This is a genomic window from Mycoplasmopsis citelli (genome assembly GCF_900660645.1).
GTDB lineage: Bacteria > Bacillota_I > Bacilli_A > Mycoplasmatales > Metamycoplasmataceae > Mycoplasmopsis > Mycoplasmopsis citelli.
On the sequence record NZ_LR215036.1, the window covers coordinates 430,478 to 455,293 of the forward strand.

A 24,816-nucleotide genomic window follows, 5' to 3' on the forward strand; every position below is an offset into this window, starting at 1 on the left:
AATTTTATCTTCTACCTAAAAAGAAAATTAGTAAAGAAATAACTAAACAATAAATAGCAGCAGATTCAGTAATTCCAGCTGCAATAATGAACATTTTACGAACTTTTGCTTCAGATTCGGGGTTTCTTGAGATTGCTTCAATAGTTTTACCTCCAGCATATCCTTGTCCAATTGCTGAGCCAAAAGCACCAATCATTGCAATTCCTGCCCCAACAGCCACAAGTCCAGCTTCAATTGAACCTGCTCCACTAGAAGTAGTAGCGGCTTGGTTTGTTGTTTCTTCTAAAAGTTTTGTAACATTTGTTAACATAATTCTCCTAATAAATTGCCTTTAATTTTTGGCTAATTTTTACACGTTTAAAATTGTTTGTTTGATTTTTAAGTGGGTGTGGAGCTTGTTCTTCTCCAACTTCGTTCATTCAATAACTTAAAGTTAAAATTGTAAAGACATACGATTGAATTAGTCCATCGAAAATATCAAAGTAAAAATGAAATACTGGAGTAATAACTGGAGCTATAAAATATCATCTATGTCCGCTTAAATTTGGAAGCATTTCTCATAAATGCCCAAATAATGAATATAGTAAAAATAAAACAACTCCTCCACCAATTAAATTTCCATATAAACGAAAACCTAGCGAAATTAGTGGTGCAATGGCTCCGATAGCTTCAAATGGATTAAGATATTTTTTTAAATATCTGAGTTTTTGATAAATAAATCCAACCACAAAAATTCCAAGTCACGTAGCAATACATAAAGTTAGTGGAATTGAATAGGAAGTTCCAATGGGTTCAAGTCCAAAAATAGATAATAAATTTCCAACTAAAAGCATGCTAAATAATGTAACAATATAATGACGAGCTTTAGGTAATTTATCTTCAATGCTCTCATCAATCATTTGATCAAGTCCTCCAAGGTACATTTCAGCAATAAGAGCTGCTCCTTTAGGAGCTTGATGTGGCTTGACTTTTTTAATTGATTTATAAGCAATAATGCTTAATATAAAAATTACTAAAACAGTAACAACTAAAGATAATAATTGAGGTTGATTTCAGCTTCATAATTTATCAGCTATATTATTCATTTCACCTCCTTGCTAAATATTTTTGTAACAGATACTCTAAAATATAAGTAGGAAAAAGAATAAAAAGTCCTACTAATAATGCAATTAAGTTTATTGGATTATTAACATAATTTCATTTAGAGCCTATTATTGCTTTACTTTCAATGTAAATACCGTTAATTTGAATGCATAAGTAAATAATTATTCCAATTAAAATCAAAAAAACAAAGTTTTTGACAATAATTAATTTCACAATTTTGCCCTTTGAGGATCGTGAAGATAAAAAAGATGCTATAACGATATTAATTTTAATGGATAAATAAGCAATTAAAGAACCAATAGCAAAACCAAAGAAACTTCCAAAATGCCAATAGCTTAAAAGTGCTAAAATTAGCAAAATTGGAATAAAAATAATAAAAAAAGCAACATCCACAGTGTTTTTTGTAATTAACTGCTTCACCGCTCCCCCTTTGTTTGCTTATTGAATTTTATACCTTTTTTAAAGGGTTTTATATAGGATTTTAAAATTTTTTAAAGATTTTTAAAAAATGCTTTTTTTAGCAAGATATGAGTGCTTTTACAGCATATATAATATAATTATAACTAATATAATCAAACCTATTAAAGAAGGAATAATGAGCTTAAAATATTTAAAATTAAATACTTTCAATGCCCTTAAAAATGCTCCTGAAGAATTGGCATTTTTACAAGAAAAAGTTTCTAAAATTCACTTTGATGTACAAAATAAGCAGGTTTTAGAAAAAGATTGACTCGGATGATATGATCTACCACAAAATTATGATAAACAAGAAGTCGAATTAATGCACCAAAAGGCAGCCCAATGAGAAAAAATGGGTGTTGAAGTAGTTGTGGTAATTGGAATTGGAGGTTCATATTTAGGAGCTAAAACTGGATATGACTTTATTTATGGACCTTATTCACTTAAAAAGCCACGGATGGAATTACTTTTTGCTGGAAATGATTTATCTGCTAGTACACTTGTTTCAAAATTAAATTATGTTAAAAACAAAAAATTTGCAATTAATGTTATTTCCAAATCTGGAACTACTCTTGAACCTTCGGTAGCTTTTAGAGAATTTAGAATGCTTCTAGAATCACAAATTAAAAAACAACAACGTCCTGAAGAAGAAGCATCTCAACTAATAGTTGCAACCACTGATAAAGATAAAGGACTGTTAAATGAGCTTGCAACTCAAAAAGGTTATTTAAAACTTATTGTCCCTGATGATGTGGGTGGACGTTTTTCAGTACTTACTGCCGTTGGACTTTTTCCATTTATTTGTGCAGGAATTAATGTTGAGGCATTACTTGAAGGAGCAAGACAAACCAATAAGGAACTTAGTAGCGAATTGCTTGCTAAAAATCCGGCTTATTTATATGCGGCCTTAAGATATTATTTCCACACTCAAAAACAATACATGGTTGAACTAATGGTTTCATATGAACCTAAAATGCAATATTTTACCGAATGATGAAAACAACTATTTGGCGAAAGCGAAGGAAAAGACGGCAAAGGTTTATGACCTTCTTCAGCTTTATACACTACTGACTTACACTCGCTTGGTCAAATGGTTCAAGATGGAAATAAAATTTTATTTGAAACCATTCTTTCTGTACAAAATTCACATCAAAACATCACCTTACAAGTAGATATTGATGACCCAGATAAGCTTGGATATTTAAATAATAAAGATTTACATAGCATTAACAATACAGTTCTTGAAGCTACAATTGATGCACACGCAAATATTGGTGCAGTTCCAAATTTACACTTAACATTCAAGGACTTTAGCGAAGAATCATTGGGTGCTTTATTTATGTTTTTTGAACGAGCAGTTACAATGAGTGCATATTTACTTGGAGTTAATCCCTTTAATCAACCTGGAGTTGAAGTATACAAAAAAAATATGTTTGAATTACTTAAAAAATAATTTTAAAACCAAAACAATTCCCTTTGTTTTGGTTTTTTATTTAAATATTAAAATCTTAAATGTAATATAAAATTATATTTATGAAAAGGTTTTTAAAGGGTTTATTTATTCCATCAGGGTTGCTAAGCACTTCTTTTTTAATTATATCTTGCCAATTTACACAAAATACGCAAACAGAAGCTCAGCAAACAGATTTAATTTTAGAAATTTTAAAAAGAACTCCATTAACTAGAAAACTTCCCAAAATGGAATATTTAAAACCTGAAGACACTCAAAAAGATTACACTTCTGAAGCACTTGATTGCATGGAAAAAATAATCGGAGTAGAAATTCACGACTCTACTTCTGGGATTACTTTAACTTCAACAGTAGGAGAAGTTATTCAAAATCCTGGATTTAGTGACGCAACAATTAAAGTACTATGAAGAGTTAAAAACTCTTCAGTCCCTGCATATTATGTGGAATCTTACCATATTGATGGATTTAAGAAAATTCCAATCAATCATACTCATTATGTTAGAACAAACCATAAACAATCTCAAAAAGTATGTTTATTAAAATATAATGGTCAAAATTTAATTACTTTAGAAACAACATCTTTAGCTCAAAGTTATTCAAAAGATACTCTAACTTTAAATGAACAAAACATCAAACAAGAAGCTAACTCATTAATGAATCAATTTAAATTAAATAATGCAATTGAACCATTTATTGAAGATGTTTTTCAGAAGATAATCGAAAATTTGATTAATCAAAACAAAAATGAAAGAAAGACAATTACTAAAGGTCAATTAGACTTAATGATTCTAGAAAACGTAGGAAAGAGATTTTTTGAACTAATTGAAAAAAGTGATAACCCCTCACAAGTAATTAGTAGTGGATTTGATTTTATCAATGAATATTTTGAAAAATTAAATATGGAAAATATCAATAAATACAAAAATCTTTTATATGCTCTTTATATTAAATTTTGAGCTACTTACATGTTAGAAATAAATTATGGTCAATTTAGTGACAATTTAAAGAAAATTTGAATTTTAAATGAATTAATTAGTGTGCTTAAATTTGAAAATAATACAAAAATAGCTCAAATTCTTCAAGGTGAGCTTAATAACATAAGGTAACTTAAAATATTTCAATGGATAGAATCGAAAAAATAATTTCTCAAAACACTAATTATTCTCGTAGCGAAATTAAAAAATTAATTTTGCAAAGAAAAGTACTAATAAACACAAAAATAGCACTATTAGGTCAAAAGATTAATTCAGAAGATCAAATTTTTATTAATAATCAAAAATTACAAATTAATAAAAATATTTACATTATGCTCAATAAGCCAGCTGGTTATTTGAGTGCCAATGTTGATAAAAAAGATAAAGTTATTTTAGATTTAATTAATGATGAAATTCCCAAAAAAGATTTAAATATTTGGGGAAGATTAGATAAAGATACTGAAGGATTAATTATTTTATCTAATGATGGTGAGCTTGGACACAAACTTTTGTCTCCTAAAAACCACATTCCTAAAACTTATTATGTTGAAGTTAATTCTTCTTTGAAAAGTATTAATGTAAATATTTTTAAAGACGGGATAGAAATTTCAAATAATGTTTTTGTTAAGGGAACTATTTCTAATATTAAAGAAAATAGTTGTTTGCTTACAATTTATGAGGGTAAATTTCATCAGATAAAACTTATGTTTAGTGCTATAAAAATGCAAGTTACCTATTTAAAAAGGGTTTCATTTGGACCTTTAAATTTAGATAAAAATCTTCAATTGGGTCAATACCGCTTTTTAAGTAATGAAGAAATTAATAAATTGCAAAAAATTTCAAACAAACTCAAATAATTTGAGTTTGTTTTTTTATATTTGTCCGAAAATAGTGTCCAAATGTTATTATTTATCTCTTTAATATGTATAATTTAACCATTATATTTATGGAGGGATTATGAAAACTTTGCAAGATTTGGTTAAAGACTACCATATAAAAATTGATGAAATTTCTAAAAGTAGTTTAAACACTGATCAAAAAGATTTAATTAAAAAAATTTTAACTTCGATTTCACAAAATTCAAAAGCTGATGAATCTTTAATTCAGCAAGTTTATCAGCTTCTTATTCAAAGAGTAAAAATAGGTTTTACTTTTGATGCAGCACCAACAGCAAAAGTCGATACTATTGCATATCTAAAAAAGAATGAAGAACTTTCATTTACAGGAAATGAAAACAAAACCCAAAATACATTAATTATTGGTGAAAATTATGATGCACTTAAAAATCTTCTTTTTGTAGAAGACCACACACACACACACACACACACACACACACACACACACACACACACAGAGAGAGAGAGAGATAATTTCGGTTATGATGTAATTGATCCTCCATATAACACTGAAAGATCTGCTTTTGAAGGAAATAAAGTAGCAGATGATAAAGAGACTATTTTAGCTAACAAATTCGTATATCGAGACAAATTTAGTCGAAATGGTTGATTAAATATGCTTAAAGAAAGATTAGAACTCGCAAAACAACTGCTTAGCGACCAGGGAGTTATTTTAGTTTCAATTGACGATAATGAACAAGCTTATTTAAAAGTTTTGATGGACGATATTTTTGGTGAAGAAAATTTTATTGCTAATTTTGTTTTTGCAAAAGTTAAAGCTCCAAAAAACAACGTTAAATTAATATCTTCAAATCATGAATATATTATTTGTTTTGCTAAAAATATCAAAAGTGTTAATGTTAAATTAAATGAAAGAACTGAAAAACAATTAGCACAGTTTAAAAACAAGGATAATGATCCAAGAGGACCTTGAGATAGGATAACTCTAACGTCAATGAAATATAAAAAAGAAAGAGATTTTGAAATAGAGTTTGAAGGTAAGATTTATACTCCAACCAAAGGTAAATCTTGGTTGTATACAAAAGATAGAATGCTAGAATTAATCAAAGATAAAAGAATATATTCTGAAGGAAAAATGTTAAGACAGAAATTCTTTTTATCAGAAGTTAAACAAGGAGTTACTCCTATCTCAATAATTTATGATGAAATTTTAAATGATGGTGTTGATAATAATTGAGATACAGATGTGTTTACAATATTTAAAAAAGAATATTTAAATACTCTTTTAATCAATAAAGACATTCATGGAAACTCTCAAAATGGAACCGAATCACTAATGAAAGTTTTAAATGGAAGAAAATTTGATTTCCCAAAGTCTTTAAAACTTTTAAAATATTTAATCAGAATTTTTTCATTAGAAAACTCCAAGATCCTTGATTTTTATGCTGGTTCAGGTACTACAGGACATGCGGTACTGGAATTAAATAAAGAAGATGGCGGTAACAGAAGTTATACATTAGTAACAAATAATGAAAATAATATAGCTTATGATATTACTTATGAAAGACTTTATCGAATTAATTACGGTAAAGGATTTAAAAATAAAGATGAATTTCCTTGAATTAAAAATAATTCCCCATTTAGCTCGAATTTAAATGTTTTTGAAATTAAATATAAAAACATGGCTATTAATAGTAATGAAAAACTTGAAGATTTACTTAGCGATGTAAATCAAATGCTCCAAGATTTTGGAATTTTAAGTTTTAATCTTTCAACTCAACAAATTTTATCTAAACTAAGATCGCTTAAACAATTAGATAGCTAAAATGCTATTTTAGTGAATATTTAAAAAAGTTATAATTTAACCATTAAATTATTAGAGGAATTATGAAAAATTTACAAGAGTTAGTTGCAATATATCACGACAAAATTGATCAAATATCAAAAAGTAACTTAAATAGCGATCAAAAAGAATTGATTAAACAAATTCTAATCTCAGTTTCAGAAAGTAAAAAAGCTGATGAAATACTGATTCAAGAGGTTTATCAACTTTTAATCCAAAGAATAAAAATAGGTTTTACTTTTGATCTTGCACCAAGTAAAAAGGTTGATACTATTGCTTATTTGAAAAAGAATGAAAAACTTTCATTTAATTTAAATGAAAATAAAAATAAAAATAAAAATTATCTAATTATCGGTGAAAATTATGACGCTTTAAAAAATCTTATTTTTATAGAAGCAGAGAGAGAGAGAGAGAGAGTAACTCAGGCTACGATTTAATTTACATCGATCCTCCATATAATACCGAAAGATCAGCTTCTGAGGGAAATAAAATTGCAGATAATAACGAAAATGTAGCTGCTAAAAAATTTATTTATCGGGATAAATTTAGTCGAAATGGTTGACTAAATATGCTCAAAGAAAGATTGGAACTTGCAAAGCAACTTCTTAGTGAACAGGGAGTTATTTTTATATCAATTGATGATAATGAACAAGGCTATTTAAAAGTTTTAATGGATGAAATTTTTGGTGAAAATAATTTTATCGTAAATTTTATTTGAGAAAAAAACTATGCCTCTAAAAATAATAATAAATTTGTTTCAGTAAACCATGATTACATATTGTGTTATGCAAAAAATAAAAATATTCTTGGTAAATTCAATCGTCTTGAACGAACCCAAAAGAATAATAAATTATATATGCACGATGATAATGATGGTCGAGGACTTTATAAAAAATCAGATTTAACCAAAAAAAGTAAAAATAAATATGATATTAAATGAGATTCTAAAATTTACAAATGCCCACAAGATTCAGGATGATTATATCCAGAAAAGAAAATGTATCAATTAATTAAAGATAATCGAATTTCACTTCCAGAAGATCAAAATAAGCGTCCAGCACTCAAAAAATATTTAAATGAAGTTTCCGATGTTATTTCCCTTTCGATATTACCTTATCAACTGGTAGGACACACCCAAGAAGCTGTCGATAAATTAAAAGAAGTAATTGGAAATAATAATTTTGACACTCCAAAAAGTGTTAGATTAATTAAATATTTAATTAAATTAGCTACCAAAAATAATTTAAAAGTTTTAGATTTTTATGCCGGTTCTGGAACAACTGCACAAGCAGTTTTAGAATTAAATAAAGATGAAAATTCAAATATTTCTTATACTTTAGTAACTAATAACGAAAACAACATTGCTTATGATATTACTTACGAAAGAATTTATCGAATTAATTACGGTAAAGGGTTTAACAAAATTGATGATTTTAAGTGAATAAAAAACAATAAACCTTTTTATTCTAATTTAAATGTTTTTGAAATTAAATATAAAAACATAGCTATTAATAGTAATGAAAAACTTGAAGATTTACTTAGCGAGGTGAATCAAATGCTCCAAGATTTTAGAGTCGCAAGTTTTAATATTTCAAGTGATGAAATCTTATCAAAATTAAGATCATTAAAGGCAATTGATCAATAAATAGAATTTTTAATTTTTAATTTTTAAAATGAGTATAATTTTACCAATATATTTATGGAGGAATTATGAAAAATTTGCAAGAATTGGTAAAAAGTTACCACAATAAAGTTGATCAAATTGCAAAAAGCAATTTAAATAACGATCAAAAACAATTAATTAAACAAATTTTATTATCAGTCTCAAAAGAAAAAGGAGCTGATGAATTATTAATTCAAGAGGTTTACCAACTTTTAATTCAAAGAGTAAAAATAGGATTTACTTTTGATGCAGCACCAGCAACAAAAGTCGATACTATTGCATATCTAAAAAAGAATGAAGAACTTTCATTTACAGGAAATGAAAATAAAATCCAAAATACATTAATTATTGGTGAAAATTATGATGCTTTAAAAAATCTCATTTTCGTAGAAACAGAGAGAGAGAGAGAGAGAGAGAGAGATAATTTCGGCTATGATGTAATTTATATTGATCCTCCATATAACACTGAAAGATCAGCTTCTGAGGGAAATAAAGTTGCTGATAATAATGAAACTATAGCTGCTAAAAAATTTATTTACCGCGACAAATTCAGTCGAAACGGTTGACTAAATATGATCAAAGAAAGATTAGAACTCGCGAAACAACTTCTTAATAATGAAGGTGTTATTTTTGTATCCATTGATGATAGCGAACAAGCATATTTAAAAGTTCTTTTGGATGAAATCTTTGGAGAGGATAATTTTATTACAAATTTTATTTGAGAGAAAAATTATTCCCCTAAGAATAACAATAAATTTGTTTCTGTTAATCATGACTACATATTATGTTATGCAAAAAACAAGGATCATATAAAAAAATTCAATCGCTTTAAAAGAAGTGAAAAAAATAATAAATTGTATATTCACAACGATAATGATGGTAGAGGATTTTATAAAAAAGCCGATCTTACTAAAAGAACTAAAAATAAATATGATATTGTTTGAAATTCTAAAATTTACAAATGCCCCGAAAATTCAGGGTGATTATATAATAAAAAAAGAATGTATGAGCTAATAGAAGAAGGCAGAATCTGACTACCAGAAGATCAAAATAAAAGACCTGCACTAAAAATACATTTAGATAGTGTTTCTGATGTTGTTTCGCTTTCTATATTACCTTACAAACTAGTAGGACATACCGAAGAAGCTTTCAACAAACTAAAAGAAGTTATTGGAAATAGTGATTTTGGAACACCTAAGAGCGTAAGATTAATAAAGTATTTAATAAAATTGGCTAGCAAAGAAAATTTAAGAGTTTTAGATTTTTATGCTGGTTCTGGTACCACAGCACAAGCAGCATTAGAATTAAAAAATGAAGAAAATTTAAACATCGAATATACATTAATCACAAATAATGAAAATAATATAGCTTATAACGTCACATACGAAAGACTTTATCGAATTAACAAAGGATTAGGTTTTAATAAAAAAGAAAATTTTGAGTGAATAAAAAATAATAACCCATTTAATGCTAATTTAAATGTTTTTGAAATTAAATACAAAAACATTGCAATTAACAATAATGAAAAACTTGAAGATTTACTTAGTGAAGTAAATGAAATGCTCATAAATTTTGGGATTAAAAATTTTGAGCTTTCTACAGATAAGATTTTATCAAAATTAAGATCGCTAAAAGCAATAGGAGATTAAAATATGAGTTTTACTCTATCAAATGTTCAGCAAAAAGCAGTTGATGAAATTATGTATTTCTGAGAAAATCGCTATGACAATGAAGATAACAAAAAAGTAATTTTTAAAGCCCCTACTGGAGCTGGAAAAACCTTTATGATTGCAAATGTAATTGATCAAATGCTAACAAGCAATACAAGCGGAAAAAAATTGTTTTTCTTAATTGCGACACTTTCTTCTGCTGAATTACCACAACAATTTGCAAACAAACTAAATGATTACAGGTCTTCACTTGTAAATACTAATATAATTGTTAAAAATATTCAATCGCCATCAAGTTCAGGTAAAGACTCAAAAAAAGATTATAGTTTAAATTTAACATATAATGATTCTGATGTTATGATTGTTGGAAAATCTTCTTTTGGAAAAGGAAGAATTTTTACTGATTATGGAATTTTAGAAGGTTTTCTTGATTCAATTAAAAATGATGATAATACTGAATTAATTTACATTCGTGATGAAGCTCACATTGGAACAGGTGATAAAAAAAGTAAAGATAAAATAGTTAATGACTTTGAAAATTTAGTTGATTCAATTGCTTCTTTTTCAATTCATATGACCGCAACTCCTCAAGATAGTGATAATTTAGTTGAAATTACAGCCACAGATTTACAAAATGATTCAGATATGCAGTTGCTTAAAAAATATCAAAAATTCAATGTCAATTTAAAAGATGCAGATAAAATTGATGATGATGTTATTTTAAGAGCTGCCTGTGAACAATTCAAAGAAATTAAAAAGCAATATGGAGACACCAAAAAAGAACCTCATCTTTTAGGTATAAATCCAGCAATGCTTATTCAAATTAGAAGTAAAAAAACTAATAAAGACGAGGAAATAGATCCAGAACTTGAAGAAAATATTGAAGAATACAAAAAAATAATAGAAGAGTACGGGTTAACTTGAGCAACTTATTTTAGTGATTCAAAAACCTCAACTAATACCAGAGAAAAAATTTCTTTAAAAAACTTATCTGCCCATAATTCAAGTATTGACGTTATTTTATTTAAAATCGGTCCTGCTACAGGTTGAGATATTCCTCGTGCTTGCATGTTAGTGCAACTTCGAAAAGTTTCATCTAATACACTAAATATTCAAACAATTGGAAGAATTAAACGAAACCCTATTCCGCATGTTAAATTGGATGAAAATAATATAGCAAATTACTTTTATATTTATTCCAACGAACAAAAAACTATTGATAGTAATTTAATTAACTGAAAAATCAAAGAAGAAATTAAAAAAATCCGCTATAAAGTTTTATACGGAAAAATCGAAACTAAAAAAGCTAGATTGCATTTTGATAAAGTTACTTACAAAAAAGATTTAGAACATATTATCAGTATCGAAAGAGTTAAAGACCAGCTTGATTATTTTGAAAATGAATACCAAAAATATAAATTTTTAATTGGTGAAGAAAGTACATACAAAGTCTCAGAAACTGAAAATAAATCAAGAACTCGTATTATCTCAAAACTTGAAAATAAAATTGATCTAAGAATATTTGTTAATAAGCAAAGGCAAATCAATAATAAATACTTTATTGAACTGGGCGAAAATTATTTGACTAATTTATATGCTGATTTTGCTAAACAAATAAAAAAAGAATATTTTAGTCAGGACTTTTTTGAATATATTATTTACAAAACATTCCTTCACTTGATTATTGAAAAATACAAATCTCATTATAAAAGAGCTAATTCTAAAGCCGAAGATGAGCTTTATGTTCTTGATACAAATGAAATTACTGAAGACTTTATTCAACAAAAAGACATACAAACTCAGAAATATAAACACAAAATTATTGGAAAATCAAAAGAAAAGTTTCCATATCGGATCAAATTATTTGATGAATTGTTGCTAGATTCACAACCTGAAGAAGATTTTATGAGCAACTTACAAGATCTTTTAGAATATAAAAAAGATTTCCAAAATAGTATTACACTGTGAACTAAAAATCAAGTTCATAATGGATTTTCGTTTGGATATTTAGAAAAAGACGATGATATAGTGGTCAAAAAAAGTTATCCGGATTTGTTTTTGATAATAGATCAAAAGCACATGCTTTTTGTTGAAGTTAAATCTCAAAATGACATTAATGCTGAAAAAACTACGCAAATGCTTAAGGCATATCAAAAATATGTTCAAAATTTTGAGAAAAATCAAAAGTCAAAATTGTTTTTTGATAATAATGAAATTAATTCCTTAACAATTATTATTTATAAACCAAAAGGAAAAGGTTTTGCAGATATTGAAGGATTTAGTTCAATTGAGTCATTAAATAAATTTCTAAAAGAACAAAAAGAAAGTCAATCAGCTTCAGAACTTAGAGAAATTATCAAAGAAATCGCTCAATCGCAAGAAAATTAATAATAAAACCAGAGAAATTTATTTTTCTCTGGTTTTTGTATACTATTCTTCTTGTGATTTAATTACATCCACTGCCACAATTTCATCACCTTCTTTAAGGTTGATAATTTTAACTCCTTTGGTAATTCTTGAAGCTAATGTGATTTGATTAATTTTAGTTCGAATTGTAATTCCGCTACTTGTAATAATAATTAATTCATCATCTTTTGAAACAAAGCGAGCAAAGACTAAATGTCCAGCTTTTTCTGAGTTTATTCCTGAAACTCCTTTTGCTCCACGATTAGTTACTCTAAATTCATCGCTATGAGTTAATTTACCATATCCTTGACTTCCAAGCGAGAGAATATATTCTCCATCAGCACTTGAAGATGCCGAAATAACATGTTGATTTGCTTCTAAGTTAATTCCTTTAACTCCAATAGCAACTCTTCCAAGTGTTCTAAATGAATTAGCACGGAATTTAACGATACTTCTGTAGTTATTAGCAATTAAAATATAATCTTCATCTGAAACAATAAAAGCTCTAACAAGTTCATCACCTTCATTTAATCTAAAGGCGTTAAGCCCATTTCTACGAACATTAGCAAAAGAAGCCAGTGAGCTTTTTTTGATAATTCCATTTTTGGTAACAGTTGCTAAATATCGATCTTCGCTATATTGAGGGACATCAAGCATTGAGATGATTTTTTCTCCGTTTTGAACATCTAAATTTGAAACAATGTTAATAAATGGAATTCCTTTTGATTGTTTTGAACCTTGAGGAATTTGATGAGCACGAATTTGGTAGGCTTTTCCTTTGTTTGAAAATAAAAGTAAATCAGTGTGGGTGCTAGTATGAATGATGGTATTTATATCATCATCATTATAAGTTTTCATACTTACTGAACCAACCCCACCACGATTTTGGGTATTATATTCTGAAAGAGCTACCCGTTTAACATATCCATTAACACTGCTAGTAATAACAATTTCCTCTTCAGCAATTAAATCTTCATCTGAAATAATTCCAACAGCTGAAGAATCAATTGTAGTACGTCGAGTATCATTAAATTGCTCTTTAATTTGAGTTAATTCAGAAATAATTAACTCAATAAGTTTTTCTTCTGATTCTAAAATTGATTTTAAATACTCAATTTCCTTGCGTAATTCATCAATTTCAACAGTCATTTTTTCATAGTTTAATCCAGTTAAACGACGAAGAGACATATCTAAAATTGCTTTAGTTTGCTTTTCGCTTAATTCATAACGAGTAGCAAGACGCTCTTGCGCTTCAGCATCAGTTTTACTTGATTGAATAATCTCAACAACTTCTTTAATGTTTTGGATGGCAATTTTTAATCCATCTAAAATATGCACCCGTTCTAAAGCTTTATTTAAATCAAATTGCAATCTACGGGTTACTACTCTTTTTTGATGAGTTAAATACACTTCTAAAGCATCTTTAAGTGTTAAAAGTTTTGGTTCCCCATTAACAAGAGCAACCATATTAACATTAAAATTGGTTTGTAAATATGATTTTTGGAATAATTTATTTAACAAAATATGTGGATTAAATCCTTTTTTAATATCTAAAACAATCCGAATCCCTTCGCGGTTAGATTCATCACGCAAATCCGAAATTCCTTCAATAACTTTATCTTTGTGCAATTCAGAAATTTTTTGGACAATAGTTGATTTTTTAATTGCGTAAGGAATTTCAGTAACAATAATTTTGGATTTTCCATTTGAAAATTCTTGCACTTCACATTTTGAACGAACTGGAATTTTTCCTTTTCCAGTTTCGTAAGCATCATAAATACCTTTAGTCCCTAAAATAATAGCTCCAGTTGGAAAATCAGGGCCTTTAATATATTGCATTAATTCTTTAGTGGTAATATCTTTATTTTTAGCATAAGCTATGGTGGCATCAATAGCTTCACCAAGATTATGTGGTGGAATTTCAGTAGCCATCCCTACAGCAATTCCAGTGGCTCCTGAAACAAGTAAATTCGGAAAACGAGAAGGTAAAATTTCTGGCTCTTTTTCACTAGCATCATAGTTATCAACAAAATCAACGGTATCTTTTTTAATTCCTTCAAGCATTTCTGCGGCTACTTTTGACATTCTAGCTTCAGTATAACGCATAGCAGCGGCTTCATCGCCATCAATTGAACCAAAGTTTCCATGTCCATCAACAAGTGGATAACGCATTGAGAAATCTTGAGCCATCCGAACCATCGCTTCATAAACTGATGAATCTCCATGTGGATGGTATTTTCCAAGTACATCTCCTACAATCCGAGCACTTTTACGATGTTGTGATGAAGGAGTAATTCCAAGTTCGCTCATATCAAAAAGAATTCTTCGGTGTACTGGTTTAAGTCCATCACGAGCATCAGGAAGGGCTCTAGAAACAATAACACTCATTGCATATTCTAAAAATGAATTATTCATTTCTGAATCAATTGAAATTGGAGCAACACTTTCAGTTTGTTCTTCAAGAATTTGCGATTGAACTTGATATTGTTCTTTGGCTTGTGGAATTTCCTCTTCAACTTCTTCTTGGATAATCTTGGGTTCTCTTTTTTTAAAAACTACCCGATTATTTTCTTCGTATTCATATTCTTTATCTTCTTCTAAAGAAACTTTAATTTCTTCATCAATTTTGTTTTTGTTTTGAGCCATCTTTTGTCCTTTATAATAAAATATTTATTTTATTATACCATTTTTTGTGTTTTTTGGGATCTGATAGCTTACTTACTTAAAAGCAAAATATAAAATCTCAAAATCACTTTTGAGATTTTATAAGCTTGTTTATTCATGATTTAAAAGTAAATTACGATAATATTGATATTGTTTATTTCTAATCATAATTTCTGCAGGTAGACCTTTTGATAAATCATTAGTAAGTTCTTCAAAGTAATCTAAAATATCAACAATGTATTGCTGAGTTTGAATGCTTGGAAGATTAAATTTTAAATTTAAAATCGATTCTCTTGATAATGAAGGAATTCCGGCTCCATAAGATTCTTTTTTAAGAAGATTTTCATTATTTTTAAGGAAATAGTAAAGATATTTATTAAGTAAAACTTTTTCATCTTTAGGTTTTATTACATAGCAATGTGCACTGGCTCAAAATTTTGTTTTTTGAAAATCTACATAACCTGTAGAACCGCCTTGAGCAATTGTAATTGTATTAGATTCCTGATTATAATTATCAAAATATCCAGTAGGTGATGTCCCACCATTAATTACTGGATATAAACCTATTTTAGATGTTTTATCTTTGTTTAGTTGTTTGCCTATACTAATTGTAATGTAGTTATTTAAAATTGAATCATCATTTTTGACTATACTATCTGAATTTATATCAAAAAATATAAATTTAGTAAGTTTAATTAATCCTTCTACTCAGCTTTCACTAGATCTAGCTTTCACTTCGAAAATATCGCTTGCTAGACTTAATAATTTATCTCGATAATAAGAATATTGTTTATCTCTAAGTTCAATTTCTGCAGGTAATCCTATGTTTAAATCTTGACAAATTTTTTCAAAATTATCTAAAACATCAATAATTTTTTGTTGAATTAGTAAATCAGGAACAAGAATTTTCATATCTGAAATATCTGAAGGATAAATATTTGGAATAGCTCCTCCTGATTTTAAAGAGTAAATATAATCTTGTTTATTTTTCAAAAAATGAAATAAATATTTTTGTAAAATAATTTGCTCGTTTGCTTGAATTGTGAAGCAATTTGACGCAAAAATAGGTGTATTCCAAAAAGCGATATATCCTGCATAACCAGAAGAGGAAACAGTAATAGAATTTTTATTTCTATTTGGAATATCTGTATATTTTGTTATTTTTGTTGCGCTTGAAACTACAGGATATTTAGTTCCTTGTGGGATATTTTTACTTCAATTGCCTTTTTCAAACTCAGCAACATCTTCTAATTTGTAAGTTTTAAAATTAGTTAAATATTCAAAGTGTAGCAATTTATTTCTATAAAAGTTATATTGTTTTTTTCTTGCCTCTAGCTCGGCCTCTAGCTCTTGTGATAAATCTGTAAATAAATCCAATGTTTTTACTATTTCTTTTTGTTTTTCGATGCTTGGAAAAATTAATTTTAAATTTAGCATTGCATCTCTATCTAAAATAGGAATATTTCCTTCTTTTCTAGATGCAATTAAAAAATTTTGCTTGTTTTTTAAGAAATAATAAAGATATTTATTTAAAACAATGTTTTTGTCAAGACTTCGAATTACAACACATGAATCAGAGGCTCAAAAACTGCCTTCCATTCAAGAAACATATCCAGCTGACCCTTCTTTAGCGATTACAATACAATTTCCTTCTTCGTTAAAATCATCATAATAACCTGTTGGATTTTTTCCACCGTTCATAACTGGATATTTTCCTTTTGAAATAAATTGTGATTTTAAAAGTCTTCTTCCTCTATTTACTTTAACTAAATCACCTAATCTTTTCTCTTCCATTTTGTCCCCTTTATTTTTATTTAATTAAATTTTATATTAAAATGATTTTAAAACCCAAAAATAGCATAAATTGATTAAAAAACAACAAATATCATCTAAATATTTGTTGTTTAAGTATCAAAATAAGTTATCCTGCTAAAGCACCAGAGATTTTTTTGTTTTTCAAATCAACATTTTCAATAACACAATTTAAAATCATTCCTGGATAATAAAGATCAATTGGAGATTGGTCTTTATTAAGTTTAAGTTTAGATGAATGAATAAATAAACTGGTCTTAACTCCAATGTATAAAAACAATCCAAAATCAGTTACATTTGAAACTGTTCCTTGAATTTGCATTTGAGGCTGTAAGTCTTCATCATTAATGATGCTATCTTTTAAAATAAACCCGTCTTTGGAATTACGAATTAACTTGGTTGGAGAACTTAAAGCATTTAAAATTAGTTCAATGTCATAAATATTACTGTTATATTGCTTAGCTAATTGATCGGCATTTAAAAATGAAACATCAATTCCTGCTTCGTTTGGATTAAGTGAATAATCACTAATAATGGCCTTAGTTAATTGATATGATTCTGGGTGAATAAAGGTTTTATCTAAAAACTCCTTTGAATTAAAAATCCGTAAAAATCCTACTGCTTGTTCAAAGGTTTTAGCTCCAATTCCCTTAACTTTTTTAAGCTCATTCCGATTGTTAAATAAACCATGTTCTTTTTTATGTTCGATGATATTTTGAGCATGCTTAGTTGAAAGACCAGGAACATAAGTAAGAATTTCTTTAGTGGCTGCATTTAAATCCACTCCAATTGAAGAAACTACTTTTTGAACTTTAAAATCTAAGTAATTTTGCAATTCTTTTTGATTAACATCGTGTTGATATTGACCAACTCCAAGTGATTTAGGGTCAATTTTAATAAGTTCATTAAGCGGATCAAGGTATTTGCGTCCAATGTTAATGGCACTACGTTGTTGCTCATCTAAGTTTGGAAATTCCTCACGGGCACTTTTAGAAGCTGAATACACACTAGCCCCAACCTCTGAGACAATGGCGTATTTAATTGGTAAATGGTATTTAGCAATTAAATCGCTAATAAATTTTTCCGTTTCTCGAGAAGCAGTTCCATTCCCAATTACAATAATGCTTATGTTATGTTTTTGAATTAAATTAAGAGTGATTTTTTCAGCATTGTCGACATTTTTAGCAGATGTAAATTTAGCAGCAAAAGGCGGAAAAACTTTCACTACCTCATCTAAAACTTCTCCATTTTCATTTAAAGCAGCTAATTTGCATCCATTAGCAAACGCAGGGTCAATGGCAATGATATTGTGTCCAGAAACAGCTGGTCCATTGAGAATTTTTTCAACTAAATTTGAAAAGAGTACAATTGAATTACTTTCAGCAGTTGCAAATAAATCACTAAAAATTTCTCGCTCTAAACTTGGTAAAATAAGTCTTTTTAAAGCATCTTCAGCAGCTCAATATAACTGATCTTGATTAATTTTACGAAAATCATATTTTCATAAAATATTTTTAAGTAAAAAGTCTTTGTTATATTCAAAACTAAGTTTGAGAACTTTTAAATCCACTCCTCGGTTAATGGCCATAACATTATGATTTTTGATGTATTTAATTTTATTTTTATACTCATAATAGTTTTTAAAAGTTTCGTTTTCATCTTCAACTTTAGGGTTTTTAGTTGAAATAATAATTCCTCGATCCCAAATAATTTCTTTAAAAGATTTTCTTAATTCCAAATCTTGCGAAAAAATTTGAGCAATAATATATCCAGCAAGTTCAAGTGCTTTTTCAGGAGTTGGAACTTTATCGCTTAAATAATTTTTTGCTTCTTTATAAGCTGAAAAATTCAAGCTTCTATTATTTAAAATTCTTTTTGCTAGTGGCTCTAACCCTAGTGAAATAGCTTCAGTGGCTTTAGTTATTTTTCCTTCTTTGTAAGGTTGATAAATGGCTTCTACTTCAGCTTTACTTTGGGCTTGAAGAAGGTTGTTTTTTAATTCTTCAGTAAGGAGATTTTTTTCTTCTAAAGTTTTAATAATTGCTTCTTTGCGCTTAATTAGTTCTTTTTGGTATTTGTGTAAATCCTCAATTTGATAAATTTGTTCATCGCTTAAACCACCAGTAGCATCTTTACGATAACGGGAAATAAATGGAACAGTATCTCCATTTTCAAGCATTTTTAAAACAATATTAACTTGTTCTTCAGTGATTTTTAGTTGATTAGCAACTATTAAAGTAGGTGATTGTAAATTAGACATTTTTCTCCTTATTAATCATTTTTTGAAATTCTTTATTTTCTTGGCGAGTTTTGATTTTCATCATTTTGAGTGCGTTTAAAATGTGATCGGAATTAGTCACTGGTGGTAGCGAAGCACTTGCTTGATGAAGCATCAAAATATTAGCAGGAACATCCGATAAATGACTTAAAATAACATGATTATCTAAATTAGAAATGTTAAATTTAACATTATCTGGAAAAATTATCAATGAACCAACTGGAATTTTCTTTCCAATGGTGTTTCATAAATGTTGGATGTGTTTTTCATTTTGTAAAATTGGGTTTTTAAATTTAGCTTTTCGCTTGTTATTTGAGGTTAAGTATACATATTCACCAGCACCATCACCACTAATTGTTCCATTAAAAGCTTTATATTCAATTACAACAATTAGTGAATCGCTAACTAACAGTCCATCAACTTCATACATTTTTGAATCATATGAATAAATTGCTCCACCAATATGAGTAAAAAAGGTTGGTCCTGCAAAAGCCTTAACTAAATAATTAGCTTCTTCTTCAAATTTAAAGCCAATGCTTTTTTTCTTATTTTGCTTACGAATATTCACCAGTACAATTGGAAAAATAATTGCTAACAGTGCTAAAATAACCACAATTGAGATAATTGTGGGTAAAAAACTCTCATTTGTTGATGTTTGCATCACTTGATTTTCTTCAAAAAAGCTTTTAATGTTCATTAATGAATTTCCTTTGTTGTTTAATTATAGCAAAGTCACAAAAAAGAAGGTTAATCCTTCTTTTTATGATTATGATTTTTTTGATCTTCTTCAGGGCACTCACATAAGATTTTAAAATCCTTATTTGTGATGAGAGTTTTATGGTGATTGTTTTTAAATTTAATGATTTTGTGTAAAAACGGAGCAAAATAATATTCGTTAAATCCTTGTAAAAAGACATATAGAGCAGTTGAAATTGACTCAGCTAAAAGCATTGTCACAGTACTAATGGCAACAGTATTAATAACTTTGCTTGCATTGGTATTATCAGCAGCATATAAAAACATGCTTGGAAGTTGTTGAGCTAAGCCTCTTGCTGGATTAGCAGCTTGAGAACCTCCTAAAATCCCAAGTCAAATCAAGGCCGAATATAAAAATAAAAGCATAAAGTAACGATATTGCTCCTTAATTATTGGAGAAAAATATCCAAATAACAAAATCAAACAAATAACTAATTCAGTAAAGAAAATTACAATAATTCCTAAATTTATGCTTGGTTTTAGATTTGAAATTTGTGTTAAAAAGGTTTGTTGTGCTGAAATGTATGCATTAATTGGAGCATTTGGAAGATCGCTAGAAGAAGTTGCATTTCCAATTGCTAAAATTATTGCTCCTGCAACAAAAGCAGCTAAAAATTGCATAAAGATTTTGTAAGAAGCATATCAACCATTATTTTGTCCTTTTAAATATTTAGTGATGCTAATAATTGGATTTAAATCACAACTTCAGCGACTAAAAATCACCAAAGCAGTTCCTAAAACAATAAAACCACTAAAAAATCCTACAAGCCCTTGTGAAAGTAGTGATCAACTTTGAATTGTGTAATTAGAGACATAAATGCTAAGACCAGCAAGAATAATTGATAAAAATAAGGTTCCGAAAAACTCACTAATTCCGTGAGTTATTCAAGTATGTATATCAATTGGTCTAAGTGCGTGTTCTTTTTGTGAAGCAGTAAGTTTAAAAAAAGAAAAAAGTTTTTTTAAAGTTGGCTGCTGATTTTTATCCATTTTTAACCTTTCCATTTTCAAGGACTTCAAGAGCGTAAGTAAAATCGCCTTGTTGAGCTGCATCAGCATTATTTAAAGTTGCTTGAGTAATTTGACTAAGAGCTAAAGTAGTTAAAAATCCATAATGAGGAGTAATTAAAACATTATCCATTTGAATTAGTTCCTTTCAAGTTGAATCTTCTTGCTCAAGGGTTTGTTTATATGCTGAAAGATCTTCGTAAAATCTTCCTTCTTCGCCTTCTAAAACATCAGTAGCAAATCCAGCAATTTGCTTGTTTTTAAGAGTCTTTAACATTGCCTTAGTATCAACTAACTCCCCTCGTCCTATATTAACAACAAAAGCTGAATTTTTGGCTAAACTAAGGCTTTCTTGATTAAGAATATGTTTACTTGAAGCATTTAATCCCGCACAAACAATGATAAAATGACTTTGACTCATTAATTGATTTAATGAAACAAATTCAAATCCTAATTGATTTGATAATTGTGGAGATTGTTCTTCTAACATCGGATCACTTACAAGAACTTTAGCTCCCATTGCTTTAACAACTTTAATAAAACTTTGACCAATTTTACCTGCTCCAATTACTCCAATTGTTGAACCACTAATAGAAAGAGCTAAAAGTCCATTAGTTGAAAAATTATATTGTTTAACTGCTTTGGTAGTTTTAACTAAATGTCGATTTAATCCCATTAAAAGAGCTAGTGCCATTTCAGCAACGCTTTCTGGGGCATAACTTAAAACTCTAAAAACTTTAATTCCAAACTTATTAGCAGCTTTAATATTAACATTTCCATATCCCATTGAGCGTTGCAATCAGAACTTAACTCCTAATTTATGTAGGTTTTCAAAAAGCTCTTCATTCCCATCAGTATTATGAAAAGTTGAAATTGCGTCAAATCCTTGAACTTTTTGAATTGTTTGTACAGTTAATGCTTCTTCAAAAAAGGTAATTTCGTGCCGATTGTTATTATACTGGCTAAAATATTTTACATCATAATCTTTAGCTTCAAAAAATGCAATTTTCATGGTATCTCCTAATTACTATAAAGCAGTAATTTATATATTATAATAAATTATACTCGCTCTGCTTTTAGCTCCTAATGAATAAATAAAATGTGGAATTTTTCCACATTTTATTTTACAATAACTCTTATTTTTTAAAACTATTTTAAAATGTCTGCATAACGGTTTTTTGTTTTATTAGCAAGAATAAATCTTCAATCAGTAATTTTTCACTCTTTAGTAATTGGTGTAAGTTCGCCGTCTTTATTGTAGTAACTTTCAGGTAAAGTTCTAATGATAAAGACAACACTTAAACAAACAAGAATAAATAATGACAATAATGCAATTGCTCCTGGGTAGTGAGTGGTTGCTCCTGAAGCACTAACACTAGTGCTAAATTCATAAATTACTGCAGTACTTGCGTCAAAAATAGTGTAAATTAAGTATCCAAATCCTCAAATAAATCCAAAAATTAAAGCAATATAACGTTTATCAATTTCTTTTGATTCATGTGGAAGCACTAAAGTTACTCCTGAAATTCCTCAAGCAAAACCTCCACCTAAGAAAGTAAATAATGCAATTAATGTATATCCAGCAACACTAGAAGTTCCTAAAGTTGCCGCACTAATGATAACTAAAATTAAAAAGAACGCACTTGCTACATAAGCAAAGCTTAAAAATAGCTTTCTTTTGAATATGGTTTTAGCAAACCCAGCAACACAAGTAAATCCAAATAATAACCCAAAGACTCAAATCAGTCCTAAAAGGGCTTGTCCTGCTTCAAATCCTGAAGTTTTAATTGAAGCTGCATTTGCTAAAACTGGACTAATTTGACGCAATGAGTTTCAATATGTTCCAGTTAAAGGCATAACCACTAAAATAAGTCAAATTCCAAACATTGTAATGTATTTTCAAGTGGTTTTTTTAGCCAGTAAAGCTTTAATATCAAGTTTTTCATCACCCGCTTTACGTGGTTGAGGTCAAAGATGCTCTACTGGTTTTGAAAGTCTAAAAAACACAATCATGTTAGTGAAAATAAGGATCATAGTCCCTAAAACAAATCATAATCAATATTGCTGTGCAAAACGAGTAAAGGCTAATGAAAGGAATGGAATAAAGGTAACTGCCACACCTCCATTAAATCCAATTTGGTTAGTGTTATTTAAAACCGATTTGGTTCGATCTGAACGCATTGTTGCAATAATTGGTTGTGAGTAAGCAATTAAAGTTGTTCCACCAACTGCAACAAAGACTCTAAAAATAATAAACAATGAGTATCCTAACACTGATGAAGATGTTCCAATTGTTCCACCTTCAAGTCCTATAAGTGCTGGTGCAGTAGTTCCATCTGCTAAAACTAGCGAATTGCCAATTTGTGCTACTGGACCAAGTAATGTTCCTTCAGCAACTTTAGCATCTTGATAAGCCTGTATTGAAGCTCCAGCTTTAACAACTGCTTCTGAATTATAAGCACGTACTAAAGTTAATGAATTACTTCCATTTAAAGTAGCACCAATAATTAAAATAGGAAACGAAAGTAACATCACTGAAATCATAAAAACAACTGCTTTGCGATGCCCTCATTTAGCAACTAAAATTCCCGAAAGAATTGATCCTACAACCCTTAGCAAGGTAATAGTTCAATTAGTTGCACTATTTGCAATAGCTCCAGGACTAGCAACAAAAAAACTTGATTGCCACCCAGGATTTAATGCAACTGAACCAATTTTAGTAGGAGTTCCTCCTACTTTGGCAATAATAAATCAATCAACAACAAATAATAAATATCCTAGCATAACAATACCCCAAAGGACTATTGAAATTTTGGAATAATCTTTATCTTTTGTTTTGTTTATACTTAAACTTTGCATTTAAAGAAATCCCTTCTCTTTTTTAAGTTTTTACAACTTTACCCACATTTTCTGCAGTGGTTGTAAAAGGTAATAATCTCTTAAAACAAGGTAATTACCTAAACCTAGTATATCCTATATTTAGGTTTTTCCTAATTTTTAGGTCCTAAAGTGGAATTTTTCCCACATCTAAATAAAGATGCAAAATTTTCGGGTTTTGTCCATTATTATTCATTTAGATCAATTTACTTATTGTATTAAATGAGGAAACATGAATAAACTATTACTATATTTTGCCCATAAATTCAAAAGCGACACTTACACTATTTATAAGAACATGCGGACACCTTTAAAAAATATTGATCAAGAAATTGAAAAAATCGCTAGTTTGTACAAAAATCATGACATTAAATTTATTGATTTGTATGATGATTTATTTCCTGAAAATTTGCTTTTTTATAAATATCCTCCGGTAGGGTTTTTTGCTAAAGGGAATTTAAATTTACTCTCACATGAACAAAAAGTCTATTTAGTTAGTGAAGAAGAAAACGATTTAATGCTCAGTTCAAATATTTTCAAAATTATTCGTAATTGCGTTATTGTTACTAATTATTTTGCTTCTGAACGCCCTTTAATTGAAAAGTTTAAAAAACTTGGAGCTAAAATTATTTATGTATTAAAAAATAATTTAGCCAAAGTTAATTTAGAAAATATCTCTGAAAATGAACTTTATATTACATTAACTCCACTTTTTGATCATCCTCGTCGAGAATATTTTAAAAATGTTAATTTATTTGTTGCTGCATTATGTCAAAGAATGATTATTTTTTCAACTAAAACAAATACTAAAATCGAAAATTTAATTAATTGTTTTGCTAATTTAAATAAAGATGTATATTGCTTTCCCTCCCAAAAAATCAACGGATATAACAATGAATTAATTAAAAATGGTGTTCAATTAGTTACAATGATTAGTGAGTGTATGATTTTAGAATAAAAAAACAAAATGTCTT

General features: G+C 28.3%; 19 protein-coding genes. 9 read left to right on the forward strand and 10 right to left on the reverse strand.

Going from position 1 to position 24,816, the window contains the following annotated elements; all coding sequences use genetic code 4:
• Positions 1 to 4: 4 nt before the first annotated feature.
• Genes atpE through EXC58_RS01335 form a run of 3 tightly spaced genes read right to left on the reverse strand, consistent with a single transcriptional unit; the run spans position 5 to position 1,524 of the window.
• The gene (gene atpE, locus EXC58_RS01325) at positions 5 to 310 is read right to left on the reverse strand and encodes an ATP synthase F0 subunit C (protein ID WP_129725266.1); all 306 of its coding nucleotides are present in this window, start codon (positions 308 to 310) and stop codon (positions 5 to 7) included.
• Positions 311 to 317: 7 nt separating this feature from the next.
• Entirely contained in the window at positions 318 to 1,085 is a 768-nt protein-coding gene (locus EXC58_RS01330; RefSeq protein WP_129725267.1) for a F0F1 ATP synthase subunit A, read from the reverse strand.
• A complete protein-coding gene (locus EXC58_RS01335) occupies positions 1,078 to 1,524 on the reverse strand; it encodes a hypothetical protein (protein ID WP_129725268.1) in 447 nt (148 codons plus the stop codon). Before EXC58_RS01335 ends, EXC58_RS01330 begins: the two co-directional genes overlap by 8 nt.
• 175 nt (positions 1,525 to 1,699) lie before the next feature.
• On the opposite strand from EXC58_RS01335, the gene EXC58_RS01340 reads away from it, so the two are divergent.
• The 8 genes from EXC58_RS01340 (at position 1,700) to EXC58_RS01370 (ending at position 12,429) form a co-directional block, all read left to right on the forward strand.
• Positions 1,700 to 3,016 (forward strand): glucose-6-phosphate isomerase, encoded by a 1,317-nt coding sequence (locus EXC58_RS01340; RefSeq protein ID WP_129725269.1) that lies wholly within the window; start codon positions 1,700 to 1,702, stop codon positions 3,014 to 3,016.
• Positions 3,017 to 3,096: 80 nt separating this feature from the next.
• Positions 3,097 to 4,140 carry a hypothetical protein gene (locus EXC58_RS01345; protein ID WP_129725270.1) on the forward strand — a complete coding sequence of 348 codons (1,044 nt, stop codon included), beginning with the start codon at positions 3,097 to 3,099 and terminating at the stop codon, positions 4,138 to 4,140.
• A gap of 14 nt (positions 4,141 to 4,154) precedes the next feature.
• Positions 4,155 to 4,865 (forward strand): pseudouridine synthase, encoded by a 711-nt coding sequence (locus tag EXC58_RS01350; protein ID WP_129725271.1) that lies wholly within the window; start codon positions 4,155 to 4,157, stop codon positions 4,863 to 4,865.
• Positions 4,866 to 4,965: 100 nt separating this feature from the next.
• Positions 4,966 to 6,690 carry a site-specific DNA-methyltransferase gene (locus EXC58_RS01355; protein ID WP_129725272.1) on the forward strand — a complete coding sequence of 575 codons (1,725 nt, stop codon included), beginning with the start codon at positions 4,966 to 4,968 and terminating at the stop codon, positions 6,688 to 6,690.
• A 62-nt stretch (positions 6,691 to 6,752) separates the two neighbouring features.
• Positions 6,753 to 7,145, forward strand: coding sequence for a type III restriction endonuclease subunit M (locus EXC58_RS04810; protein WP_223211614.1), 393 nt, complete (start codon positions 6,753 to 6,755; stop codon positions 7,143 to 7,145).
• Positions 7,146 to 7,198: 53 nt separating this feature from the next.
• Positions 7,199 to 8,353: a site-specific DNA-methyltransferase gene (locus EXC58_RS01360; protein ID WP_235666108.1), complete on the forward strand. Its 1,155-nt coding sequence runs from the start codon at positions 7,199 to 7,201 to the stop codon at positions 8,351 to 8,353.
• Positions 8,354 to 8,418: 65 nt separating this feature from the next.
• Positions 8,419 to 10,020, forward strand: a complete 1,602-nt coding sequence (locus EXC58_RS01365; protein ID WP_129725273.1) for a site-specific DNA-methyltransferase — start codon at positions 8,419 to 8,421, stop codon at positions 10,018 to 10,020.
• A 3-nt stretch (positions 10,021 to 10,023) separates the two neighbouring features.
• On the forward strand, positions 10,024 to 12,429 hold the full coding sequence (locus EXC58_RS01370; protein WP_129725274.1) for a DEAD/DEAH box helicase: 2,406 nt from the start codon (positions 10,024 to 10,026) through the stop codon (positions 12,427 to 12,429).
• Between the two features lie 42 nt (positions 12,430 to 12,471).
• On the opposite strand, the gene gyrA is transcribed toward EXC58_RS01370, so the two are convergent.
• The 7 genes from gyrA to EXC58_RS01405 form a co-directional block, all read right to left on the reverse strand.
• Positions 12,472 to 15,093, reverse strand: a complete 2,622-nt coding sequence (gene gyrA / locus EXC58_RS01375; protein ID WP_129725275.1) for a DNA gyrase subunit A — start codon at positions 15,091 to 15,093, stop codon at positions 12,472 to 12,474.
• 129 nt (positions 15,094 to 15,222) lie between these two features.
• Positions 15,223 to 16,905, reverse strand: a complete 1,683-nt coding sequence (locus EXC58_RS01380; protein ID WP_129725276.1) for a restriction endonuclease subunit S — start codon at positions 16,903 to 16,905, stop codon at positions 15,223 to 15,225.
• 127 nt (positions 16,906 to 17,032) lie between these two features.
• Positions 17,033 to 19,183, reverse strand: coding sequence for a helix-hairpin-helix domain-containing protein (locus tag EXC58_RS01385; protein ID WP_129725277.1), 2,151 nt, complete (start codon positions 19,181 to 19,183; stop codon positions 17,033 to 17,035).
• Positions 19,176 to 19,898, reverse strand: coding sequence for a nuclease-related domain-containing protein (locus EXC58_RS01390; protein WP_129725278.1), 723 nt, complete (start codon positions 19,896 to 19,898; stop codon positions 19,176 to 19,178). The genes EXC58_RS01385 and EXC58_RS01390 overlap by 8 nt, the downstream gene beginning before the upstream one ends.
• 50 nt (positions 19,899 to 19,948) lie before the next feature.
• Positions 19,949 to 20,962 (reverse strand): MIP/aquaporin family protein, encoded by a 1,014-nt coding sequence (locus EXC58_RS01395; RefSeq protein ID WP_165177513.1) that lies wholly within the window; start codon positions 20,960 to 20,962, stop codon positions 19,949 to 19,951.
• A complete protein-coding gene (locus EXC58_RS01400) occupies positions 20,940 to 21,977 on the reverse strand; it encodes an NAD(P)-dependent oxidoreductase (protein WP_129725280.1) in 1,038 nt (345 codons plus the stop codon). The genes EXC58_RS01395 and EXC58_RS01400 overlap by 23 nt, the downstream gene beginning before the upstream one ends.
• Positions 21,978 to 22,114: 137 nt before the next feature.
• Complete coding sequence (locus tag EXC58_RS01405; RefSeq protein ID WP_129725281.1) at positions 22,115 to 23,824, reverse strand: MFS transporter; 1,710 nt, start codon at positions 23,822 to 23,824, stop codon at positions 22,115 to 22,117.
• A 250-nt stretch (positions 23,825 to 24,074) separates the two neighbouring features.
• Here EXC58_RS01405 and EXC58_RS01410 point away from each other — a divergent pair, with 250 nt between their 5' ends.
• Positions 24,075 to 24,800: a DNA processing protein gene (locus tag EXC58_RS01410; protein WP_129725282.1), complete on the forward strand. Its 726-nt coding sequence runs from the start codon at positions 24,075 to 24,077 to the stop codon at positions 24,798 to 24,800.
• Positions 24,801 to 24,816 lie beyond the last annotated feature (16 nt).